Source organism: Streptomyces sp. WAC03905 (genome assembly GCF_057371075.1).
The window spans coordinates 7,609,938-7,628,884 of sequence record NZ_JBXYDZ010000003.1 but is presented as its reverse complement, the minus strand read 5'-3'; the positions used below and the strand labels follow the sequence as shown (position 1 = coordinate 7,628,884).

Annotated in this window: 8 protein-coding genes and 1 pseudogene; 3 read left to right on the top strand and 6 right to left on the bottom strand. The window is 71.8% G+C overall.

Annotated features, from left to right (window positions below; translation table 11 throughout):
* Window positions 1-32: 32 nt before the first annotated feature.
* The 3 genes from AC2RP6_RS37020 to AC2RP6_RS37010 all read right to left on the bottom strand — a co-directional run bounded on the left by AC2RP6_RS37020 (window position 33) and on the right by AC2RP6_RS37010 (window position 6,667).
* A complete protein-coding gene (locus AC2RP6_RS37020; RefSeq protein WP_486450197.1) occupies window positions 33-3,920 on the bottom strand; it encodes a hypothetical protein in 3,888 nt (1,295 codons plus the stop codon).
* Between the two features lie 126 nt (window positions 3,921-4,046).
* The gene (locus AC2RP6_RS37015) at window positions 4,047-4,811 is read right to left on the bottom strand and encodes a hypothetical protein (RefSeq protein ID WP_486450196.1); all 765 of its coding nucleotides are present in this window, start codon (window positions 4,809-4,811) and stop codon (window positions 4,047-4,049) included.
* A 1,190-nt stretch (window positions 4,812-6,001) separates the two neighbouring features.
* Window positions 6,002-6,667, bottom strand: coding sequence for a class I SAM-dependent methyltransferase (locus AC2RP6_RS37010; RefSeq protein ID WP_486450195.1), 666 nt, complete (start codon window positions 6,665-6,667; stop codon window positions 6,002-6,004).
* Window positions 6,668-6,975: 308 nt separating this feature from the next.
* Here AC2RP6_RS37010 and AC2RP6_RS37005 point away from each other — a divergent pair, with 308 nt between their 5' ends.
* Window positions 6,976-7,281 (top strand): hypothetical protein, encoded by a 306-nt coding sequence (locus tag AC2RP6_RS37005; RefSeq protein WP_486450194.1) that lies wholly within the window; start codon window positions 6,976-6,978, stop codon window positions 7,279-7,281.
* A gap of 267 nt (window positions 7,282-7,548) precedes the next feature.
* Here the strand turns inward: AC2RP6_RS37005 and AC2RP6_RS37000 are convergent, their stop codons facing one another.
* Entirely contained in the window at window positions 7,549-7,929 is a 381-nt protein-coding gene (locus tag AC2RP6_RS37000; RefSeq protein WP_486450193.1) for a YybH family protein, read from the bottom strand.
* A 69-nt stretch (window positions 7,930-7,998) separates the two neighbouring features.
* Here AC2RP6_RS37000 and AC2RP6_RS36995 point away from each other — a divergent pair, with 69 nt between their 5' ends.
* Entirely contained in the window at window positions 7,999-8,391 is a 393-nt protein-coding gene (locus AC2RP6_RS36995) for a winged helix-turn-helix transcriptional regulator (protein ID WP_486450192.1), read from the top strand.
* 129 nt (window positions 8,392-8,520) lie between these two features.
* Here the strand turns inward: AC2RP6_RS36995 and AC2RP6_RS36990 are convergent, their stop codons facing one another.
* Together AC2RP6_RS36990 and AC2RP6_RS36985 are read right to left on the bottom strand one after the other, a co-directional pair.
* Complete coding sequence (locus AC2RP6_RS36990) at window positions 8,521-9,579, bottom strand: tetratricopeptide repeat protein (RefSeq protein ID WP_486450191.1); 1,059 nt, start codon at window positions 9,577-9,579, stop codon at window positions 8,521-8,523.
* Window positions 9,580-10,345: 766 nt separating this feature from the next.
* Window positions 10,346-10,804: pseudogene (locus AC2RP6_RS36985) on the bottom strand (AAA family ATPase); the annotation flags it as partial.
* Between the two features lie 705 nt (window positions 10,805-11,509).
* Here AC2RP6_RS36985 and AC2RP6_RS36980 point away from each other — a divergent pair.
* Entirely contained in the window at window positions 11,510-18,835 is a 7,326-nt protein-coding gene (locus AC2RP6_RS36980) for a LamG domain-containing protein (RefSeq protein WP_486450190.1), read from the top strand.
* The last annotated feature ends 112 nt before the right edge of the window (window positions 18,836-18,947 follow it).

Sequence of the window (18,947 nt, the reverse complement as noted above, 5' to 3'; positions counted from 1 at the left end):
GCAGTTCAGTTGGGGCGGCCGGGCCGGAGCGCTCAGTGCCCCGGCCCGGTCGGGGCTGCGAGAAGCAGCTCCTCGATCTCCGTACCGGGCGTGATGACGGCCAGTGCGGCGAGCAGGTCCACGTGGTCGAGGTGCGGCAGGCCCGGCGAGCCGACGATCTCCTCCAGCGCGCGGCGGGCGGGGGCGGTGTCCGGGCTGCCGCGCAGCACCGTCACGGCCAAGGTCTCGGCGACCTCGGCGAGCGAGCCGCCGTGCGCCCTGGCGGCCTCGGGCCAGAGCAGCCGCAAGTCGTCGTAACGGCCCAGGCGGGCCGCTGTTCCGGCCAGTTCGGTGAAAGCACGGATCCTGTGAGCCGGGCTTGCGAGCTCCTCCGCGCTGTCGACGGCTTGGGAGAACCGGGCGGCGGACTCCCGGTCCTCGCCCATCTCGTGCAACGCCTCGGCGAGTTCGGCTGAGGCCTGGACGCTGCGGCGGAGTCGGACGTCGAGATCGTCGCGGATTTCGACGTCGCGCGGGCGATGGCCCGGGGGATGCTCCAGAGCTGCGCCGAACATCGCCCTCTCCTGCGACCTGTTCCACTCCCGCGTGGCGGCGGTGGCGCCCTCGGGCCACTCCAGTCTGATGGCCTGGAGCAGGCACCAGACCGCGCCCTCCTCGTCGCGTCCCCCGGGGATCCATGTGTCCTCGGGCAACCGGGCCAGACCCGCGAGCAATTCCTGCACGGTGAGGCGGAGTTCCCCACGGCTCTCCGCGAGGGCCTCTCGGTCGTCGCCGGCCCGACGGACCCGCAGCGTGAGAGCCTGCTCGTACGGGGACAGCCTCCGCGTCGGGTCGATCGGGACGGTGCCCTCGGTCGCTTGGAGCAAGGCCAGTTCGGTGTACTCGGCGTGCGCCGCGAGCCTGTTCCGTACGTCGCCCAGGTTCATCAGGCCGACGGCTTCGCCGTGGACCGTCGGCGTACGGGTCACCCTGGCGGCCTCGGAGGGCAGCCGGGCTCGCAACAGGTTCTTCACCAGTCGGTCCGCGTCGTGCTGTCGGCGCCGGTCCGGGGGGAGCGCGGTGAACCACGCGGCGGCCTCGGCGCCGAGGGCCTCGGCGCGCCGACGGTCTCCGCGCACGTACGCGGCCCAGGCCAGTGCCGCCCGGGCGGGGCCGGCGACCTCGGGCGCGCGCCGGCGGCGGCCCGCGGTCCGGGCCAGTGTGTCCGCCAGGCGTTGGTGGTCCGCGTCGGCGAGGACCAGGTACGCCTGGGAGCACAGGCTGTGCGGTATCCGGTCGGCGGCTTCCCGGGCTGCGGCGACGAGAGCCGCCCGCGAGTCGGGCCTCGTCTCCTCACGGGCCAACCACGCCAGAGCCCGTACGTGTTCGGCGGGGTGGTCGGCGTGCAGCCGGTCGGCCTCCTGGCGTGCCCGGTCGCTCTGCCCGGCGGCAGCCAGGAGGCGTACGACGGCCAGCCGCAGCCCGACGCCGCACCAGCCGTGGAAACCGTCGACGTGTCCGGCGTGCAGGCCGCTTTCGTAGGCGGGCAACTCCTTGACCAGTGCGTCGAGCAGCGCGGGGGCTGTGCGGTCACCGATGCGGACCATGGTGGCGGTGTGGTGCAGCAGGCCCCGGATGTCCCGCCGGGGGTCGGCCAGGGCCGCTTCGCCCGCCGCGCGCGCCCGGGCGGCGCCGGCCGGGCCGAGTCGCGCGGCCTGGATGATCCGGGCCAGCAGGACCGCGGCGTCGGACAGCTCTCCGCGGGCTCGGGCCGTGCGCGCGGCGAGTTCCGGGAGGTGCTCGTCGAGTTCGCCCCGCGCCGCGTGCACCAGCAGGACGGAGTCGGCGACGTCCGGCTCGGCCAGCGGCGACCGCCAGGTGGGCGAGTCGTCCGGCGGCGGCATGTGGCCCGCCGCCGCGATCAGTGCGCCCAGCCGGTCGAGTCCGCCGGGGTCCGTTCCCGCGGAACGGGTGAACGCCGACAGCGCTGCGCGGGTGAGGATTCCTTCGACGGCGCGGGCCCGTGCGACGTGCTCGCGGATGCGCAGGGCCGGTGGGACGGCCGCCTCGGGTCCCGCCTCCTCCAGGACGAACGCCGCCAGGTGCCCCAACAGGTCGTCGTCGGCGACGGTCATCACGGCGTCCGACTGCTCCGGCGTGAGGTGGGGCAGGAGCGGGGCCAGCAGCGCCGCGACCGCCGGTGCCCAGCGCTGTCCGGCGACGCGGAGGTCTCCGGCCGCGAGCTCCCGCAGGGGGGCGGCGGCCTCACCGGGCGCCCGGGCGCCGAGGGCGGCCACGATGAGCAGCAGCCACAGCAGGGCGGTGTCCGGCGGATGGGCGCGAGCCTTGGCGGCACCGGCCTCGGCTCCCCAGCGCAGGGCGGCCTGGACCGGGGTCTCCTCGTCGGCCTCCGCGCCGGCCCGCACCAGGCCCAGCGCCACCCTGGCTGCCTTGGGGTAGTCGTGCGCGGCCAGTGCTGCCTCCAGCGCGCGGCTGAGCGTGACCAGGTGCAGTTCCCGGCCCGGGGCGGCTGCGCGCTGCGCGGCGAGGTAACCGGGGGACGTGGCGAGGGTGTACAGCCGGTCCTGGAGCGTCCGCCCGCGGGTGGGGCTGCCCGGTGTGGATTCCGCGGCGGTCAGCAGGTGGTCGGTGAGGTGCTGCAGCACGTACGGGTCGTCGCAGCGGTCCCAGGCGTCCGCCCACGAGGTGAACGCGTGGTCGGCGATGCGCCGGTGTCCCTCGCCGGCGTCGAGGTGGGGATCCTGGCCGGACACCAGGAATTCCTCGAAGGAACGGTGGAAGAGCGTCCACGGGCCGCGCGGGTCACGGCCCCGCAGGTACTGCCCGAGGATCCGGACGGTGTCGAGAACATCCTGTTCCGTACGGTGGAGGAGGTCGGCCAGGCGGCCGGCGGTGAATCCGTCCTCCCGGGCGGCGACCAGCAGGTCGAGGACCGGTCTGAAGGCGGTGCGCCAGCGCTCCTCCGCGTCCGCGCTGCCGACCGGGCGGATCTCGCGTCGCATGAATTCCCGGTAGACGCCTTCGAGGCCGTACGGGAGCGCGGAAGCGGCCAGTTCGTCCACGGTCCGGACTCCGTCGGCCACCTCCTGGGTGAGGTGGAGGACGTACAGGTAGTTGCCCTCGCCGGCGGCGGCCAGTCTGCGGGCCAGCTCTTCCTGGCGCGGCCCGGCGCCGCGGGTCCCGCGCAGCCGGTGGCGGGCGTAGGCGAGGAGGTCGGCGCCGGGGTCCGGTGCGTCGTCCACGAGGTCGACCACGACGGCGTCCGGCAGGTCCCGCAGGGCCGCGGTGACCCGGGCGTCGTGTCGTGAGGTGAGCACGAACCGCAGAGGGAGCCGGTCGACGCCGGCGAGGACGAGTTCGGCGATGGTACGGCGGCCCCGGTGGGTGAGCGCTTCGTCCAGGGCGTCGACGACGGCGACCGGTCGCTGGGCCGGGGCGAGGATTTCCAGCGGACGGCAGACCAGTTGCTCGAAGGCTTCGTCCGCTGTGACGTGGGAGAGGGAGAGGGAGACCCGGGCGCCGATGACGCTCGCGTGCGGGTGGACCGTGGCTGCGGTGGCCGTGCCCTCGATGCGCAGCTCCCCCGACCGCCCCGACCGCTCGCGTGCCACACGGACCACGGCCTCGGCGAAGCCGGGCACGGTCGCACTGAACTGCTCGGCGAGTGATTCGGCGAAGCGGACCGGGTCGCAGCTGCTGCGGCTCGTGGTACGGCAGCGGTGGACCGCCGTACCGGGGACGGGGTCGCGGCCCCACAGGTGGTCCACGGCCGCGGACTTGCCGGTACCCGGCCCGCCGGTGAGGAAGAGGTGCGAGGACCCGGTCGAGGTCCACTTCCGTACGGTGTCGACGAGCCAGCGGCGCCCGACGAACTCGGTTTCGGCACCGGCGACATCGGACGACGGCGAATCGGCTGCCATGTCCGAAGCCTAGAGCCGGCCGGTGGCCGTGAGAACCCGGATACGTCACGCCCTTGCGCGGCACGGCCGAACGACGTCGTTCGCGTGGGCGTCGTCCGCGTGAGCCCCGCACGCGGCCGGGGCCCGCTACTGGGCGATCTTGGGACAGGTCACCTTTGCGAACTTTGAGGTGACGGTGTACGTGTCGTTGGGGACGCCGGTGAATTCGAAGAACCCTTCCGAGATGGTCTGGGTGGTGTCCACGACGGCGCCGGAGGAGTTCTTCAACGTCACCGTCTCCGCCTCCGGGAATCCCCTGCCGGACACTCCGTAGGTGGCTCCCGCGCCCTTCGTCACGCTGCACTTGATCGCCGCCTCGTCGTCGCTCACCCACTTCGGGCATACCGCCCTGACCCGACGTCCTGCGGCACTGTAGGTGTCGTTCGGGAGCCCCGTGACCTCGAAGAAGCCTCCTGTGATGACGGTGGTCGTGCGTACCGTGGTGCCCTGCGAGTTCTTCACGGTGACGCGCTCACCGGGCCTGAACCCTTTGCCCGAGACGCCGAACGTCTTGTTGGGGCCTTCCGAGAGGAAGCAGGTGGCGCCGGGTGCGGCCCGTTCCGCGGCTACGGCCGTGTTCACCGTGACGGCGGTCCACCCGCTGAACGCCAGAGCAGCCACGACAGCGGTGGACAGAATCTTTTTGCGCATGAGATATCCCTTTCCCTCGACTGAAAACAGTTTTTCAAAGCGTCTTCTCGGCGAGCGGCAGTCCGCGAAATCCGACGGGTGTGCCCAGGCTCGACTGCTTGAGCTTTCAGTTGAAATGTCGACGTCCCGGACCTCGGTGGGAGGAAGCGGAGTTGCCGACGACACGCAGAAGCCTGTGACCGTCGACACCCCGTGGGCCAACCGACCTCCACTATTCCATTGGGCAGGGAGGGCCGCATGTGGGCCGTATCCCGGGTGGAAGCACTCAGAACATCGAAAGTTGAATTATCCGCGAATTTTCACTCAGGGTTCGCCGAGGGAAAAGCCCGTCGGGGGTTGGTATCGATACCTACTACGACCAGGAGACGCAGACCCTGGCTGCACTAGCTGTCGACGCTTGCCGGGGCCCCGCGGGGCGGCCTCGACGGTGTCCCGCTGGTTGATCGGCTGCCGTCGGAACTCGAAGCCTGGATCGGGAGGATCGCGTCAACACTTGAGGATCCGACGCTGCCCGGGTATGTCGATGGCCTGCGCTGCACCACGGGATGAATGTGCAGGTTTTCGGATCCAGTCGGCCATTTCGTCTGGCCTGCCGGATCACCGCCATTGTCCGAGCCGTCGTCGCTCTGAGCTTGCCGCCTGATCTAGAGGGAAATGGCTCCTGAATGGCTACCGGGCTTCCGTCTGCGACAACGCATGCAGGCCCGCAGGGCGCTCATGGGGAGGGGTGGGGGGCGCCGCTGCGGGCTGTAGGCGGCGGGGCCGCTCTTCCGCCGCCTGCTTCCACCGTACGACGCATGCTTCCGTGCCGACGAGCCCGGAGGCGGCTGAGTACGTCGCGGAGTGCGGCTCCGGCCGGCAGCGTGGGCGCGCCGGTCGAGGGTGAGCGCATGCCGGAGTGATGCCGCGGCCGCGTACCCGGTCCCTACTGCGAGGGTGGCCCACAGCGGAGCCGCGGCGAGGCTGTAGGGGCGATGCGGAGGTAGGGCAGGTGGGTGGCACCGGCGAGGTGGGGGTCAGAGTGCGGATCACCGGCAGGAAGCGGGCCCAGAAGACGGCGTGGCCGCCGCGGCGGGCCATCAGTGTCTCGGCCCGCTGCCACGCGGCAGCGGGCAGGCGACGGCGGAGGCGGCCGGTGCGCAAGCGGGTGCCGAGCGCGCGCCCGGTGCGATGGGCGAGAAAGTCTCCCGCAACCACCGCGAAGGCGGCGGCCGCGATCAAGAGCGGAAAGCTCAGCTGTCCGGCGCGAGCCAGCGCGCCGGCGGTAAGCAGCAGGGTGAGGGTGGGAATGAAGGCCGCCACGAGCATGACCGACTCGGCCAGCACGGCCGCGGCCACGATCGCATACGTGCTGGCAGGCGGCACATGTCCGAGCACGGTGATCAGCCCGCTCACCGGTGCGACCCGGCCTCGACGGGGGCCGAGGCGGAACCGGTGGGAGCGGGTCGCGTGAGCTGCCAGACCCTGGCGGGGGGAAAGTTGGCCCAAACCGTCCAGCAGCCGACGGCGTACCGGCGCTGGTAGCCGGCCAGTACCTCTTCGACGGCTTGATGGCGGCGGGCCTGGGCCCGGGAGGCGAGCAGGGCGCGGGTCTGTCGGGTGCCGGGGTAGGCGAAGTAGGTCAGAGTTCCGCCGGGGTGCAGCAGGTTCCAGTAACGGTCCATGACCCTGGCAACCTGGCCCGGGGTGAAGTTGGCGAAGGGCAGGCCGGAGATGATCACGTCGTAGCGGCGGTCGGTGTCCAGGTCCTCCACGCGCCGGGTGTGGACGCGAACCCGCTGGCCCTGACCGGCCAGGCGCGGGTGGGTGCGCACAAGGTGGCGCAGCCGGTCGGCACAGCGGGGGTTGGCCTCGGCGATGTCCAGGCGGCTGCCGGCCGACAGCTGGCCGATCAGGGCGCGAGTGACCGCTCCAGTGCCCGCACCGGCCTCCAGGATACTCAGTGGCCGCCCCGCCCGGACGATCACCGGGTCAGTCAGAGCACGGGCCAGCGCCCGGCTGCTGGGGGCGATGGCGCCGGTGGTTCGGATGTCGCGGGCGGCCTCGATGATGAACATCCAGCCTTCGGCATGGCGCTGCGCGAGGACACGATCGTGCGAGGTGGTTGTGCGGCCGGTGGGGTGGGGCCGGCCCCCGGCGGGACCGGGCGCCCCGGGCCCCGGGCTTCACCCGCGCACGCATATCCACGGACCAGTTGCTGGCGCAGAGTGTCCTTTCCCGCGGCGGCGTACGGCGCGTGCTCCCGGCCCTCGGGTGCGGTCGAAGCAAGACCGGACACCGCCGGCGAGGTCCACGCGGTGCACCTGGCCGGCCCGGACACGGCAGTCCGGTGAACCGTCTCGGCCACAGCATTAGGCTGCAGGGCATGTCTGTGAACATCTCCTTCACCTTCCGCGTCACGTGCATCGAGGACGAGGCCCGGGCGCGGGCGGTCGTCGAGGAACTCCAGGAGCTGATGCGGGACGAGAGCATCGGCGGTCAGGTGAGTATCGGCATCGTGCCGGAGCGCGGCGGGCACGTCGTCACCGGCGGGACCGACTTCCCGGTCTCCGTGAGCCGCGCCCACCTGTGGTGCCCGGAGTTCGAGAAGTCCCTGGGCTGGTACGCGAAGGAGGCCGCGCCTTCGGCGACGTGCGCGGTCGAGTGGAGTTACCCGGACGAGGAGCGCTGACGTGGGCCGACCGGAAGCGCCGTGGCCGCTCCGGTCCTCAGGGAGGGCCGATCGGCGGATGGTACTGGGACCGGATCTTCGCGGCCGTGTGCCGATGCTGCTGCGGGGGGCCTGATCGGCTGGTTGATGGTGCGTGTGGACGCCGGTCAGGCTGATCAGCGCGAGGCGCGAAGACCACGCGGGTGCCGGGAACAGACGCACGCCCCCTCAGCACCGCCCGGCGAGGGAATCGGACTCTGGCTCCGCTCATGATCCCCCCGCGCCGTATCAGGCACCGCCGAAGGGACTGTCGATCACATAACGCCAACAGCCGTCGGCTCCACGTCGGACCACGTCCGTGGCCGTGCCCGACATGGCGCCTTCGATCTCCCAGTCCACGATCAACAGGGCGATGTCATCCGCAACGTGTACGCGTCGGGGGCGTACGGAGATGGGCAGGCCGAGGCCGAGGAAGGGGGCGTTCTGGCGGGCGATGTCGCCCGTACCGTGCACGGCGACCCCGGACTGGGACACGAAGGCAGCCTCCGCCTCGTACAGCTCCTGAACTGCCTGAGCGTCACCGTCGTTGAAACGCTCGGCGAAGGCGGCGGGCACGTCCTGTGCCCGGGTCGGAAGCGGGCGCACGGACTGAGCACCGGGATGTGTCATGGTGGCGTCTCCTGTTTCGATACGTGTCGGGTGGGCGCCCGGAACACGGCAACGGTAGGAGACGCACTCGTGACTCACCGAACGGTAGGCCACGCCCCGCCGGCTGCCCCGCCCCCCGGCCTGCCCGACGACCGACACACGCAGGTCACCATTCCCACATCGACCTGCCCCGTAGAGATCACCCTCGCAGCTCTCCATGGCCGCTGGACCACCCTCGTCGTGCGCGAACTCCTGCGCCAAGAACCCCTCAGCTACAGCGACCTGGCCACCTGCCTCCCCACTCTCTCGGACAAGGTACTCAGCGACCGGCTCGCCCAACTCGTTGCGGCAGGCGTGGTGCAGAAGCACCGCACAGCAGGGTGGCCGTCCACCGTCAGTTACCGGCTCACACCGCACGGCCGGCAGTTGGGCCCCGTGCTGCAGGCACTGTGGGACTGGGGCGCCGGCGCACCGACTCAGTAGGCCACGCCACGGTGGTGAGCCCCCTCTCAACAGGGCGGCCCGCGCCACCGGGAGGGAGGGCAACGGGCTGCCGGGTTCGGACGGCAATTGTTCATAAGGCCCGACCCGGCCCTCCCTCATGGAGGTCCCTCAGCCGTCGCCGGCTGCGGCGTTCCTGCGCCGCAGCCAGTTCCACCACGGGCTCTGCGACCGTTGGGTGGGCATGGCCAGTGCTGTCGCCAGCGCATTGCGGGTGCTCGAGGTGTGCGTGTGCTCCTCGCCCAGGATGCGGACGCGGTCGTCGAGGGTTCGGCGCAGCAGGCCTATCGCCTCGGTCTGCTCGCCCGTACTGGTCAGGGCGGAAGCGAGGTTGTGGCGACTGGCGAGGGTGTCCGGGTGCTCGGGGCCCAGGATGCGGGTGCGGTCTTCAAGGGTCTGCCGGTGCAGGCGCACTGCTTGTGCGTGCTCGCCCATCCCGTCCAGCGCGAGACCGAGGCTGTCCCGGCCGGCCAGCGTGTGCGGATGCTCGGGTCCCAGAATGCGGGCGTGGTCGTCGAGGGCCTGCCGCAGCAGCTGTATCGCTTCCATGTGCTCGCCTGCCCTGGCCAGGGCGCCGGCGAGGTTGTGGCGACTGAGGAGGGTGAGGTGGTGCTCAGGGCCCAGGACACGTGTGCGGTCTTCAAGGGCCCGCCCGAGCAGGCGCACTGCTTGTGCGTGCTCGCCCATCCCGTCCAGCGCGAGACCGAGGCTGTCCCGGCTGGCCAGGGTATGCGGATGGTCGGGTCCCAGGACGCGGGTACGGTCGTTGACGGTCTGCCGCAGCAGGCCCACCGCCTCGGCATGGTCGCCCGTCCCGTCCAACGCGCATGCGAGGTCATTGCGGCTGGTCAGGGTGTCGGGGTGCAGGGGGCCCAGGATGCGGGTGCGGTCCTCCAGGGTCTGCCGGAGCAGGCGTATCGCCTCGGCCGGCTCTCCCATTCCAAACAAGGCGTTGCCCAGGTCGTTGCGGCTGGTCAGGGTAGCGGGGTGTTCGGCGCCCAGCCTGCGGGTCTCGGCGTCGAGGAGTCGTTCGTGCAGCAGGCGTGCCGTACCGAAAGCGCCCGCCTTCTCCAGCACCTGCGCCAGGTGGTCGAGGGTGGTGCGGTGGTGTGTGGCGGTGCGCGGGTCCGCGTAGTCGAGCAGCAGCGGCAGGTGGGGGGCGAGGAGCACGGCTGCAGGCCAGCCGGCGCGCCCACGCCGGCCGGCTTCGTGTACGGCCTCGGTCAGCCGGTCGGCGAGGGCCCGGTGCCACGGGGCGAAGCTCGGGGGTCTCTGCCGTGAGGGCGACGGCGTTGATCTCCCGGACCAGGGGATGCAGCACCACCTGGGCACCCTCGCTGCTGCCCGGCGCCGGGCCGGTGCTGCCGGTTGAGGGGGGTGAGCCGAGGAGACCGTAGCGGTGCAGGCCGGCGAACGCGGCCTCCAGGGTCGCCGCGGTGACCTCGTGTCCGGTGACGACGGAGAGCAGGCCCGGGGTGATCAGGAACAGTGGGACGGGGGCTTGGGCCAGCAGGGCCAGTAGTCGCAGAAGGGGTCGGGTCACAGCGTGGCCCTCCCCGGCGAGCTGGTCCAACGACACCTCCCAGGTGTGCCGCACGACGGCGCGGGCCACCTGCGGATCGGAGGCATTCGGGTGCGCCGCTCCCAACAAGAACCGCATTTCCTGTTCCAGGGCCTGGTGGTAGGCGGCGAAGGTGCGGTAGCGGCTCGTGGGGCCGGCCAGATAGGTACCGGCCGCGTGCAACGCCAGTGGCAGCCCGCCCAGTCGCGCCGCCAGCTCCCGGGCCTGCGCGGCGGTTCCGGCTGCGGGAGCGGCGTCCAGCAGGACCTGCGCCGCGGACCGCACCGACAGCGGCTCGAGTGGCAGCAGCCGTGCGCACGGACCCCAGGTCTGCTCGCTGCCGTCCCGGCTGGTCACCACCAGCAGGCCCCGGCCGTGAGGTCGGATCCAGCCGCGGTACTCGGCCACCGGCTCCCCTGCCGGACCGATCTCGTGCGGCTCGTCGGCGTTGTCGACGACCAGCAGCCACCGCCGCACCCGGCCCAACTGTCGCCAGACCACGTCCGGCAGGCTCGCGTGCCCCGCTCGCGCGGCCTCCAGCTCCGCCTCTGGCAGACCGCAGGCCAGCGCTGCCTGGACCATCTGCTGCGCCAGCTCGGAACCGTCGCGCCAGCGCACCCAGAACACTCGCCAGCCCGCCGCCTCGGCCCGGGTGGCCAGTTGCGCGGCCACCGTTGTCTTGCCCATCCCGCCGGCCGCGCACAGCACCGCGAATCGGCCCTGTGGCCGCCGAAGCATGTCTGTCAGCACGGCCAGTTCGCCCTCACGCCCCCGTACGCGGTGAACATGCGGGGGGCACAACGAAGCCCGCTGGTCCCGGGCCAGTCGGCTCATCGGTGCGGGTCGCGCGGGGGGCCGTGCTGCTGCATCCAGGTGCCGGCCCCACAGCAGCAGCCCGACGCTGCTCGCCACCAGCACGGCGAACACCGTCCAGATCACCCACGCCCGCGCCGCCCAGTCAGGTACCGCGTCACTGGCGTAGTTGGTCACAGGTCCCAGCACGGCAGCCACCACGGCGGCTGCTCCCCCTACCGCCGACCCGGCCCACGCACGCCGTCCAGGCTCCAAGTCCGCCACCCCCGTCCGCCACGGCCGTCCGCCACGGCCGTCCGCCACGGCCGTCCGCCACCCCGTCCGCCACCCGTCCTCCACCGGAATGATCCCGCCTGGATCACGCCCGTGGAAGGCTGCGGACGGCCGCTCCGCGGGCGGCGGTGTGCTCCGGTGCGGCGGCCGGCCGCCGAGCCTGCTGCTGGGCAGCACCCGCTTCCGGTCAGGCAGATCCTCGCCCGAGCCGTCCGGGACGATCCGCACCGTCAGGTCCAGCCGGCGGGGCGCTGTACTTCTCGCGGAACAGCCCCGCCATCGAAGTTCGGCCAACTGTCGACTGATGACGTCATAGCGGAAAAGCCCTTTTTCGCATTCTCTTCACGGGATGTCCGCAGCTGCCAGACTGGCCGACGTCCCGCCAGGGGTCCGTCCATCGCCGCTCCGGGCGGGAGAGAGCGGGAGCGGCGTTCCGCGTGTGGGAGGGGAACAGTGGCACCTCAGGAATCCCTGCTGAAGGTCTACGGAGACCGGTCGTACCGGCATGTGACGATGGCCCGGCACCAGGGCACGACCATCGCGTTCGCGATGGACTCGGCCCGACGGATCGTCTACTCCGTGCTTGACCTGGCCGGCCGGCAGTCCAAGGGAGACGCGGACGCCGCGTACTGGAGCGACGATCCCGCCGAGCTGGTCCTGCCCCGGGAGCTGGCCGAGGTGGGGTTCGCCGTGGCCGGGGCGACGGCCATGCCGACGGTCAAGCGGGGCGGGGCCGAGGCGGCGGTCGACGAGCGGCCGCTGGACAGCGAGATCGACCCGTACCTGTCCACGACCGCGCGGTTGACCGCGGACGCGCCGTTCCACGTGGTGTCGGACGGCACGTACGTGGTGGTGCTGCGGCAGTCGATCGGCGAGACGCACCCCGACGCGGTGTACAAGCTGGCCGACGGCGGCTGCTCCGCGAACGCCTCCCGCACCGACTACGTACTGAGCGGCCCCAAGAAGGTGCCGCTGGTCCGCGACACCCTGCTGTGCGACCGCTTCCTCCTGGTCGACGGAAAGCTCAAGCCGGTACTGGAGGTGCGCTACAAGCGCAGCCGGCACGCCACCCGTCCCGCCTCGGCCAAGGACACCCTGGGCACCGAGGACATGGAGGGCCGGCCGTTCTACGAGCCGACCCAGGAGCTGTCGTTCGTCCGCAACCTGACCCGGGGCCGTTTCGCCGCGGTGCTGGTGCCCACCGCGGTCACCAGTGCGCGGCGCTGGCAGCTGTTCGCCCACAACGACGCCACCGGAAGGATCGACAGCTTCAGCGTCGAGCAGGGCGTCCAGGGGCTGTTCAACACCCAGGGCACGCGCTTCTACACCAGCCCGGACCCGCTCTACCGGGACGCGGTGTTCGAACGCAGCCCGGGGACCTGCCCGTTCACCAACCAGGACCTGGTGCCGGTGACCAGTACCGAGGGACACGCCGAGACGGCGCTGGGCCTCGGCGGTGCCAACGACGCGCACGTCGACCTGGGCGACCCGGCGGCGCTGCGCTTCGGCGGCAGGGCGTACTCGATCGAGGCGTGGGTCAAGCCGACCGCGTACGACCGCCCGGTGCTCTCCCGGGGCGGGGAGTACCGGCTCGGCCTGGACGCCGGCGGGTCGCTGCGCCTGGCCCACGAGGGGGCCGCGACGGCGGTCGTCTCCACCGAGACCGTCCCCAGGGACGTCTACACGCACGTCGCGGCCACCTTCGACGGGACGACCGCGAGGCTGTACGTCAACGGCAAGCTGTCCGGCAGCGGGGCGTTACCGTTCACGCCGGCCACGGGCGTGAACACCCTGATCGGCAAACAGGTCTCCGGCACCACCGCCGAGCTCTTCGAGGGCGACCTCGACGAGGTTCGGGTGTGGAGCCGGGTCCGGTCCGCCGCCGAGCTCGCGGACGACCTGAACCACAGGCTGGTCGGCAACGAGGCGGGCCTGGTCGCCTACTACCGGTTCGACGAGGGCTCCGGTGCCACCGCCTACGACCAGAGCGACCGGGCCCTGCACGGCACGCTCAAGGGCGACGCGAAGTGGACCGGCTCGGACGCGCCGGTGGGCGACCACCCCGGGGTGCGCCGCGACAGCTTCGTCCTCAAGGGGCGCACGGTCGAGTCCGGCATGTCCGCCGTGATCTACCACCAGCAGGAGAACGTCTCGGCCGGCTACCGGTCCGACCCCAAGCCCGCCAAGCGGCAGGCCCGGGTGATGCTGGCGTTCGCCGCCAAGTACGGCCAGGAGCCGGCCCTGGTGAGCCTGGACTTCGCCGTCGGCCGCGACGGCCGGCTCGCCCAGGTGCCCGACGTCCTGGACCCCGCGGTGCTCCGACGGCCGGTGAAGGGGCAGGACTCCGAACAGGTCAGCACCCTGCAGCAGTTGATCCGGCAGTTGGAGCCGGAGGTGGCCGCCCTGCCGGCGGAGATCACCCGGCTGGGCGCCACGGCCGGCCAGGTCGCCTACTGGCAGGGGGAGCACGACCGGCTGCTGCCGGGGTTCGAAAGGCTGGAGCGGCAGTACCTCGCCGAGAAGGACGTGCCGACCGCCTGGAACTACACCCTGGAGCCCAAGACCCCGCGCGAGGTCGACGGCCAGGTGCTGCGGTACTTCAACGCCCCCATCCACACGTCGACCATCGTCTCCCTCACCCCCTCCCGTTCGACCTGGCGGCTGGAGGCCACCGGTGAGAGCCAGAACGGCAAGCCGTTCTACTGGCTGATCGGCAACAACCTGAACAACCTCGACCTGCACGTCTACAGGAACGCGTCGGCGCAGAACACCATGCTGGACACGGTCGTCCGCGAGCCGGGCAACCCGTTCACCCAGTTCCAGCTGACGGCCGAGGGCGAGTACACCCGCGTCGTCAACCGTGGCAGCAAGCTCGCGCTGGGCCTGCCCGCCTCGTTCCAGGCCCCCGTCCCGGTCCAGTCGAGCGAGTGCCTCACCGGCGACTCGGGCCTGATCCGAATGGTGCGCGTCTCGCTGCGCTCGGGGGTGGACACTGCGTACCTGCAGGCCAAGCAGGAGATGGACACCGTCCGTGAGCGCCTCCAGGAGGCGAAGACGGCCGTGCAGCGCGTCAACGAACTGCAGCTCATCCTGACCGGGAAGCAGACGGCGCTCAAGGACGCCCAGGAGAAGCTGGCCCGCCTGTCGACCGCTCTCCAGGGTGACGACGACCTGACCGTGGCCATGCCGCTGATCTCCGTGGACACCACCGGGCTCAGCCTCTCCGGCGGCCTGCTCGAATTCGCCCGCGGCACCGACCGGCCCGCGCTGCTCGACAGCGGCACGGGCAGCATCGTGCTGTACTTCCGCGGCGCCAACGAGCAGTTCTGCGCCGTCTACTACGACACCGCCGTCACCCGCGGCACCCAGCGGCTGACCGGCAACGGCGGCACGCTCGGCTTCCTCGCCCGCGACCCGGGGGTTCTCCTGGACTCCTGCACCATCAAGGTGTCCGACGGAGACGCCCCCGGCCGGTGCGACCTGACGATCACCGTCGGCGGCGACACCGAGACCTGGCGCTCGCTGCCGCGCAGGGCCGAGCACATGGCCGCCGCACTGGCCGGGCAGTCCGGCCAGGCGGTCACGGTCGGCACCGTCGCCCAGGTGACCGGCAGCACCGTGGAGTTCACCGCGGCCACGACCGCCGCGGTCGCGGCCAGGGCCCACCTGCAGATCGGCACCACCGGGTACGCCGCGTCCGCCGAAGCCCCGGTCGGCGCCAAGACGCTGAGCCTCACCACCGCGGGCACTGCGATCAAGCCGGGCGACACGGTCACCGTGGTCGGCTACGACTGGGCCCGCGCCGAGTCCACCCGGGTGGGGGTCCTGCTCTCCGCGGGCTCCCGGCTGATCACCCTGAACACCGGCGGTGCCACCTCCGTGCCCAACGGCACGGCCGTACCGGTCACCGGCGGCCGCGGTTGCCGCTGGCGGGCCGAGATGCCCGGCCGCGCCTTCCTGTTCGACGGCAAGGACCAGTACCTGACGCTGCCGGCCGCCCAGCAGAAGAACGCCGTCCCCGCCGGCGACCTGACCCTGGAGGCCTGGGTCAACCCCGAGGCCGGACAGGGCCGGGTGATCCACGCCCAGACCGGCGGATCGGGGTACTCGCTGGCACTGGCCGCCGTCGACCTCCCGGCGCGCCAGTTCACCGGCACCACCAAGGTCGAGCTGACCAACGCGCTCGACCTCGCGGGCCGGGACTTCACCATCGAGCTGTGGGCCAAGCGCAACCAGGCCCGTGGCCGCCGCGAGCCGCTGCTCACCCACGGAGTGCTGACCGGCGCCAAGGGCCAGACCCTGTGCCTGTACTTCGAGCCGAACGACACCTTCGGCTTCGCCCTCTACGGTGACGATCTGACCACCCCCCAGCCCTACCCGGACCTGGGATGGCACCACTGGGCCGCCGTCTACAAGCACGCCACCCGCGAGCAGATCCTCTACCGGGACGGCAGCGAGGTCCACCGCCGCACCGCCACCGGCAACTACACCGGCAGCGGTCCGCTGATCCTCGGCCACCAGCCCTTCAGCGGCGACCACCTGGACGGGCAGATCGACGAGGTCCGGGTCTTCGGGCGGGCCCGCACCGCCCAGGAGATCTCCGCCGAGCGCAACCAGCGGCTGTCCGGCCGGGAGCCCGGGCTCCTCGGCCACTGGACCTTCAACGAACCGAACAGCCCGGCCTCGCCGATCAAGGGCTACCAGGTGGTCGCGCGGGTGGGCGACCAGGTGCTGCGGTCGGCCGACCGGTTCCCGTGCAACGAGTGGGCGCACCTCGCGGCGAGCTTCACCCAGGCCTGGGCGTTGCGCATGGACGGCGGCGAGGGCCTGTCGGTGGCCTCGCAGGACTCGCTGAACGTCCTGGAGGACCTCACCATCGAGGTGTTCGTCCAGGTCGACAAGGTGGGCGCGCCGATGGCGCTGGTCACCAAGGGCTCGGCCGTGGGCGGCGGCCGGGAGGGCGTCCCCTACCAGCTGGGCGTCCTGGCCGACGGCCGGGTGGAGTTCGCCTTCGCCGAAGCCGACGGGAACCCCGTCCGGTACGTCTCCGACCGGACCGTCAAGCCCGGCGCCTTCCAGCGGATCAGCGTGGTGCGGCAGCGTCGCAAGGCCGAAGTGTCAGCCGCCACCAGCACCCAGACGGCCACGGCCGGCCAGCCCGAGCAGGACATCCGCTTCTACCTCGACGGTGCGCTCGCCGGCACCTACGTCTACGGCGGCCCGGGCGCGCAGTCCAACAACAGCGACCTGGGGATCGGCCGCGGCCTGCGCGGCATCCTGTGCGAAGTGCGGCTGTGGAGCTCCGCACGGACGTTCCACCAGATCGGCCGGCCGGTCGCCGTGCGCGAGAAGGGGCTGCTGGCGCGCTGGCCCTTCAACGAGAACGCCGGCAACGCCACCCTGGACGCCTCCGGCTCCTTCCCCGCCAAGTTGCGGGGCGCCCGCTGGACCCGCGACGTCGATCCCGCCGCCAGTCCGCTGCGGCTGTACCGCAACGGCGAGCCGCTGCTCGCCACCACGACCCCGACCCCGGCGGACCTCCTCCCCTACGGTGACCCGCAACTCACCCTCGGCGCACGGCTGGAGGGGGGCAAGCCCACCGAGCTGCTGACCGGCACGCTGGAGGAGGTGCGGATCTGGCGCACCGTGCGCACCCGGGAGCAGATCCTGGACAACCTGTTCACCCGGCTGCGCGGCGACAAGCAGGACCTGCTCGGCTACTGGACGTTCGACCGGGACTCCACCGCCACCACCACTTCGGTGCGCGACGAGGGCTTGCGCGGGAACAGCCTGGCCTTCTCGACGAAGCGGCCGCGCATCCTGCTCTCCACCGCGCCGGTGTCCACCGACACCGCCCAGGTCCGCTCGGCGCTCGCCGACGTCCGCACCCCGTTCCACGACACCGTCTCCGGCGCTCCCGCCGCCTCCGAGTACGCCGACCTCCAGTTCGACGCCAAGGGCGAGACGCTGGGCGTGCTCAAGCGCTGTTACGGCTTCGTCCGCGACGGCCGCTGGCACCTGGTCACCGGCTACAAGGTGGGCGACCTGACGACCGAGTGGGTCGGCCAGGCCCAGTTCGACCCGCAGCTGATGGGCTACATCGAGGGCGCCCCGCCGGTGCCGTCGGAGAACCTCACGGACAAGCCCGACGGCTTCCCCGGCGCCTCCTCGGTGGAGTTCACCGAGGCGGACCAGGTGGTGCACAGCCTGTCCGCCAGCAAGACCCGCAGCACCAACACCGCCTTCAACGTCTCCTTCGGCCTCGAGACCGTCGCCGACGTCATGACGGTCGCCGCGCCCCTCGGCTTCGGCACCGCGAGCCCGCTGGCCGAAGGCCAGCTCAAGATGGCCGTGACGGCCGGCCTGGAGTTCTCCAACACCTGGAGCGAGGACACCACCGTCAGCCAGGGCAAGAACACCGCCCGCAAGACCAAGCTGGAGCTGACCGGGTACACCGAGGACGCCGCCGGCGTACTGAACTCCGAGATCGGAGCCCGGTACGTACCCGCCAACACCGGCATGGCGCTCGTGCAGTCGCAGACCGCCGACGTCTTCGCGCTGCGCCTGGCGCACACCGGCGCCCTCGTCGCCTACCGGATGCTGCCCAACCCGGACATCCCGCTGGACTGGAACATCGTCCACTTCCCGATCAACCCCCGCTACACCAAGCAGGGCACCCTCGACGGCGGGGTCGGTTTCGACGCCTCCGGCAAGGTCACCGACCCCGACTACCCCACCGCCACCGCCTACGGCGAGTACAGCTACTTCAAGCCGCGCGACGCGTACGCGCTCAAGCGCCGCATCACCCGCGACCAGCAGCGACTGCAAGCCCTCTACGAGTCGATCTCGACCGACGTCGGCCACAACGCGGGCACCGAACCGGCCGAGATCCAGGCCAAGGCGGTCCTGCGCTCGATGGGCATGTCCGCCGAGCAGCAGGACAGCGCCCGCTCCACCACCGGCAGCGCCGCCGCCACCGGCTTCTCCCACCGGGACCTGGTCAACACCTACGTCTGGACCGCCCAGGGTGGCTTCTTCGCCGAAACCACCGAGGCCACCGACGCCGTCAGCGAGACCACCTCCGGCTCGTACAGCTTCACCCACTCCTACGGCGGCAACTTCGACCTGAGCTTCGGCGCCCTCGGCCTCGGCTGGGCCTTCCACCTCGATGCCTCCCGCGGTGGCGGCTTCAGCACCACCCGGGCCAAGAGCAAGGAGTCCTCGCGCAGTTTCGGCCTCGACGTCCAGTGCGCACCCTCGAACGACCTGCAACGCCGGGACAGCAACGGCAAGCCCGTGTACGACGCCGCGGGCAAGCCGGTCCTCGTGCCGGGCAAGGTCGACGCCTACCGCTTCCTCACCTTCTACCTCGGCGAGACCAGCGCCAACTTCGACGACTTCTACCACAAGGTGGTCGACCCGACCTGGCTGTCGGGCAGCAACGCCCCCGACGCGGCCGCGCTGCGCCAGACCCGCCAGAGCTCCGCCAAGCCCCCGTGCTGGCGGGTCCTGCACCGCGTCACCTACATCAGCCGGGTCCTCGCCCCCGTCCCGCCGCCCGGAGCGCCGCCGCTGGAGAAGGCCATGCGCACCGAGAACATCGCCAGCAACTACGAGCTGATCAAACGCCTCGAACCCTACGTGCGACCCGCCGCCACCAGCTCGGCCGATCTCGCCGCCGCCACCCGCAACGCCCTCGCCGCCCAGCTTCCCGAACTTCTGCCCCACGCGGCCGAGATCACCGAATACCTCGGCCACTACTTCGGAATGGAGAACTGAGCTTCCGCGCGGCTCCCCGACGGGTCGGGGAGCCGCGCGGTCGCGACCGCCGGCCCGGGGGCACCTCCCAGCGGTAGCCGGGGGAGGGACCTTGACGACACGGCCTCGTCTC

Bases quoted from the DNA above. Each gene is read 5' to 3' on its own strand.
- AC2RP6_RS37020 (WP_486450197.1), bottom strand. From the start codon at position 3,920: ATGGCAGCCGATTCGCCGTCGTCCGATGTCGCCGGTGCCGAAACCGAG.
- AC2RP6_RS37010 (WP_486450195.1), bottom strand. From the start codon at position 6,667: ATGTTCATCATCGAGGCCGCCCGCGACATCCGAACCACCGGCGCCATC.
- AC2RP6_RS37005 (WP_486450194.1), top strand. From the start codon at position 6,976: ATGTCTGTGAACATCTCCTTCACCTTCCGCGTCACGTGCATCGAGGAC.
- AC2RP6_RS37000 (WP_486450193.1), bottom strand. From the start codon at position 7,929: ATGACACATCCCGGTGCTCAGTCCGTGCGCCCGCTTCCGACCCGGGCA.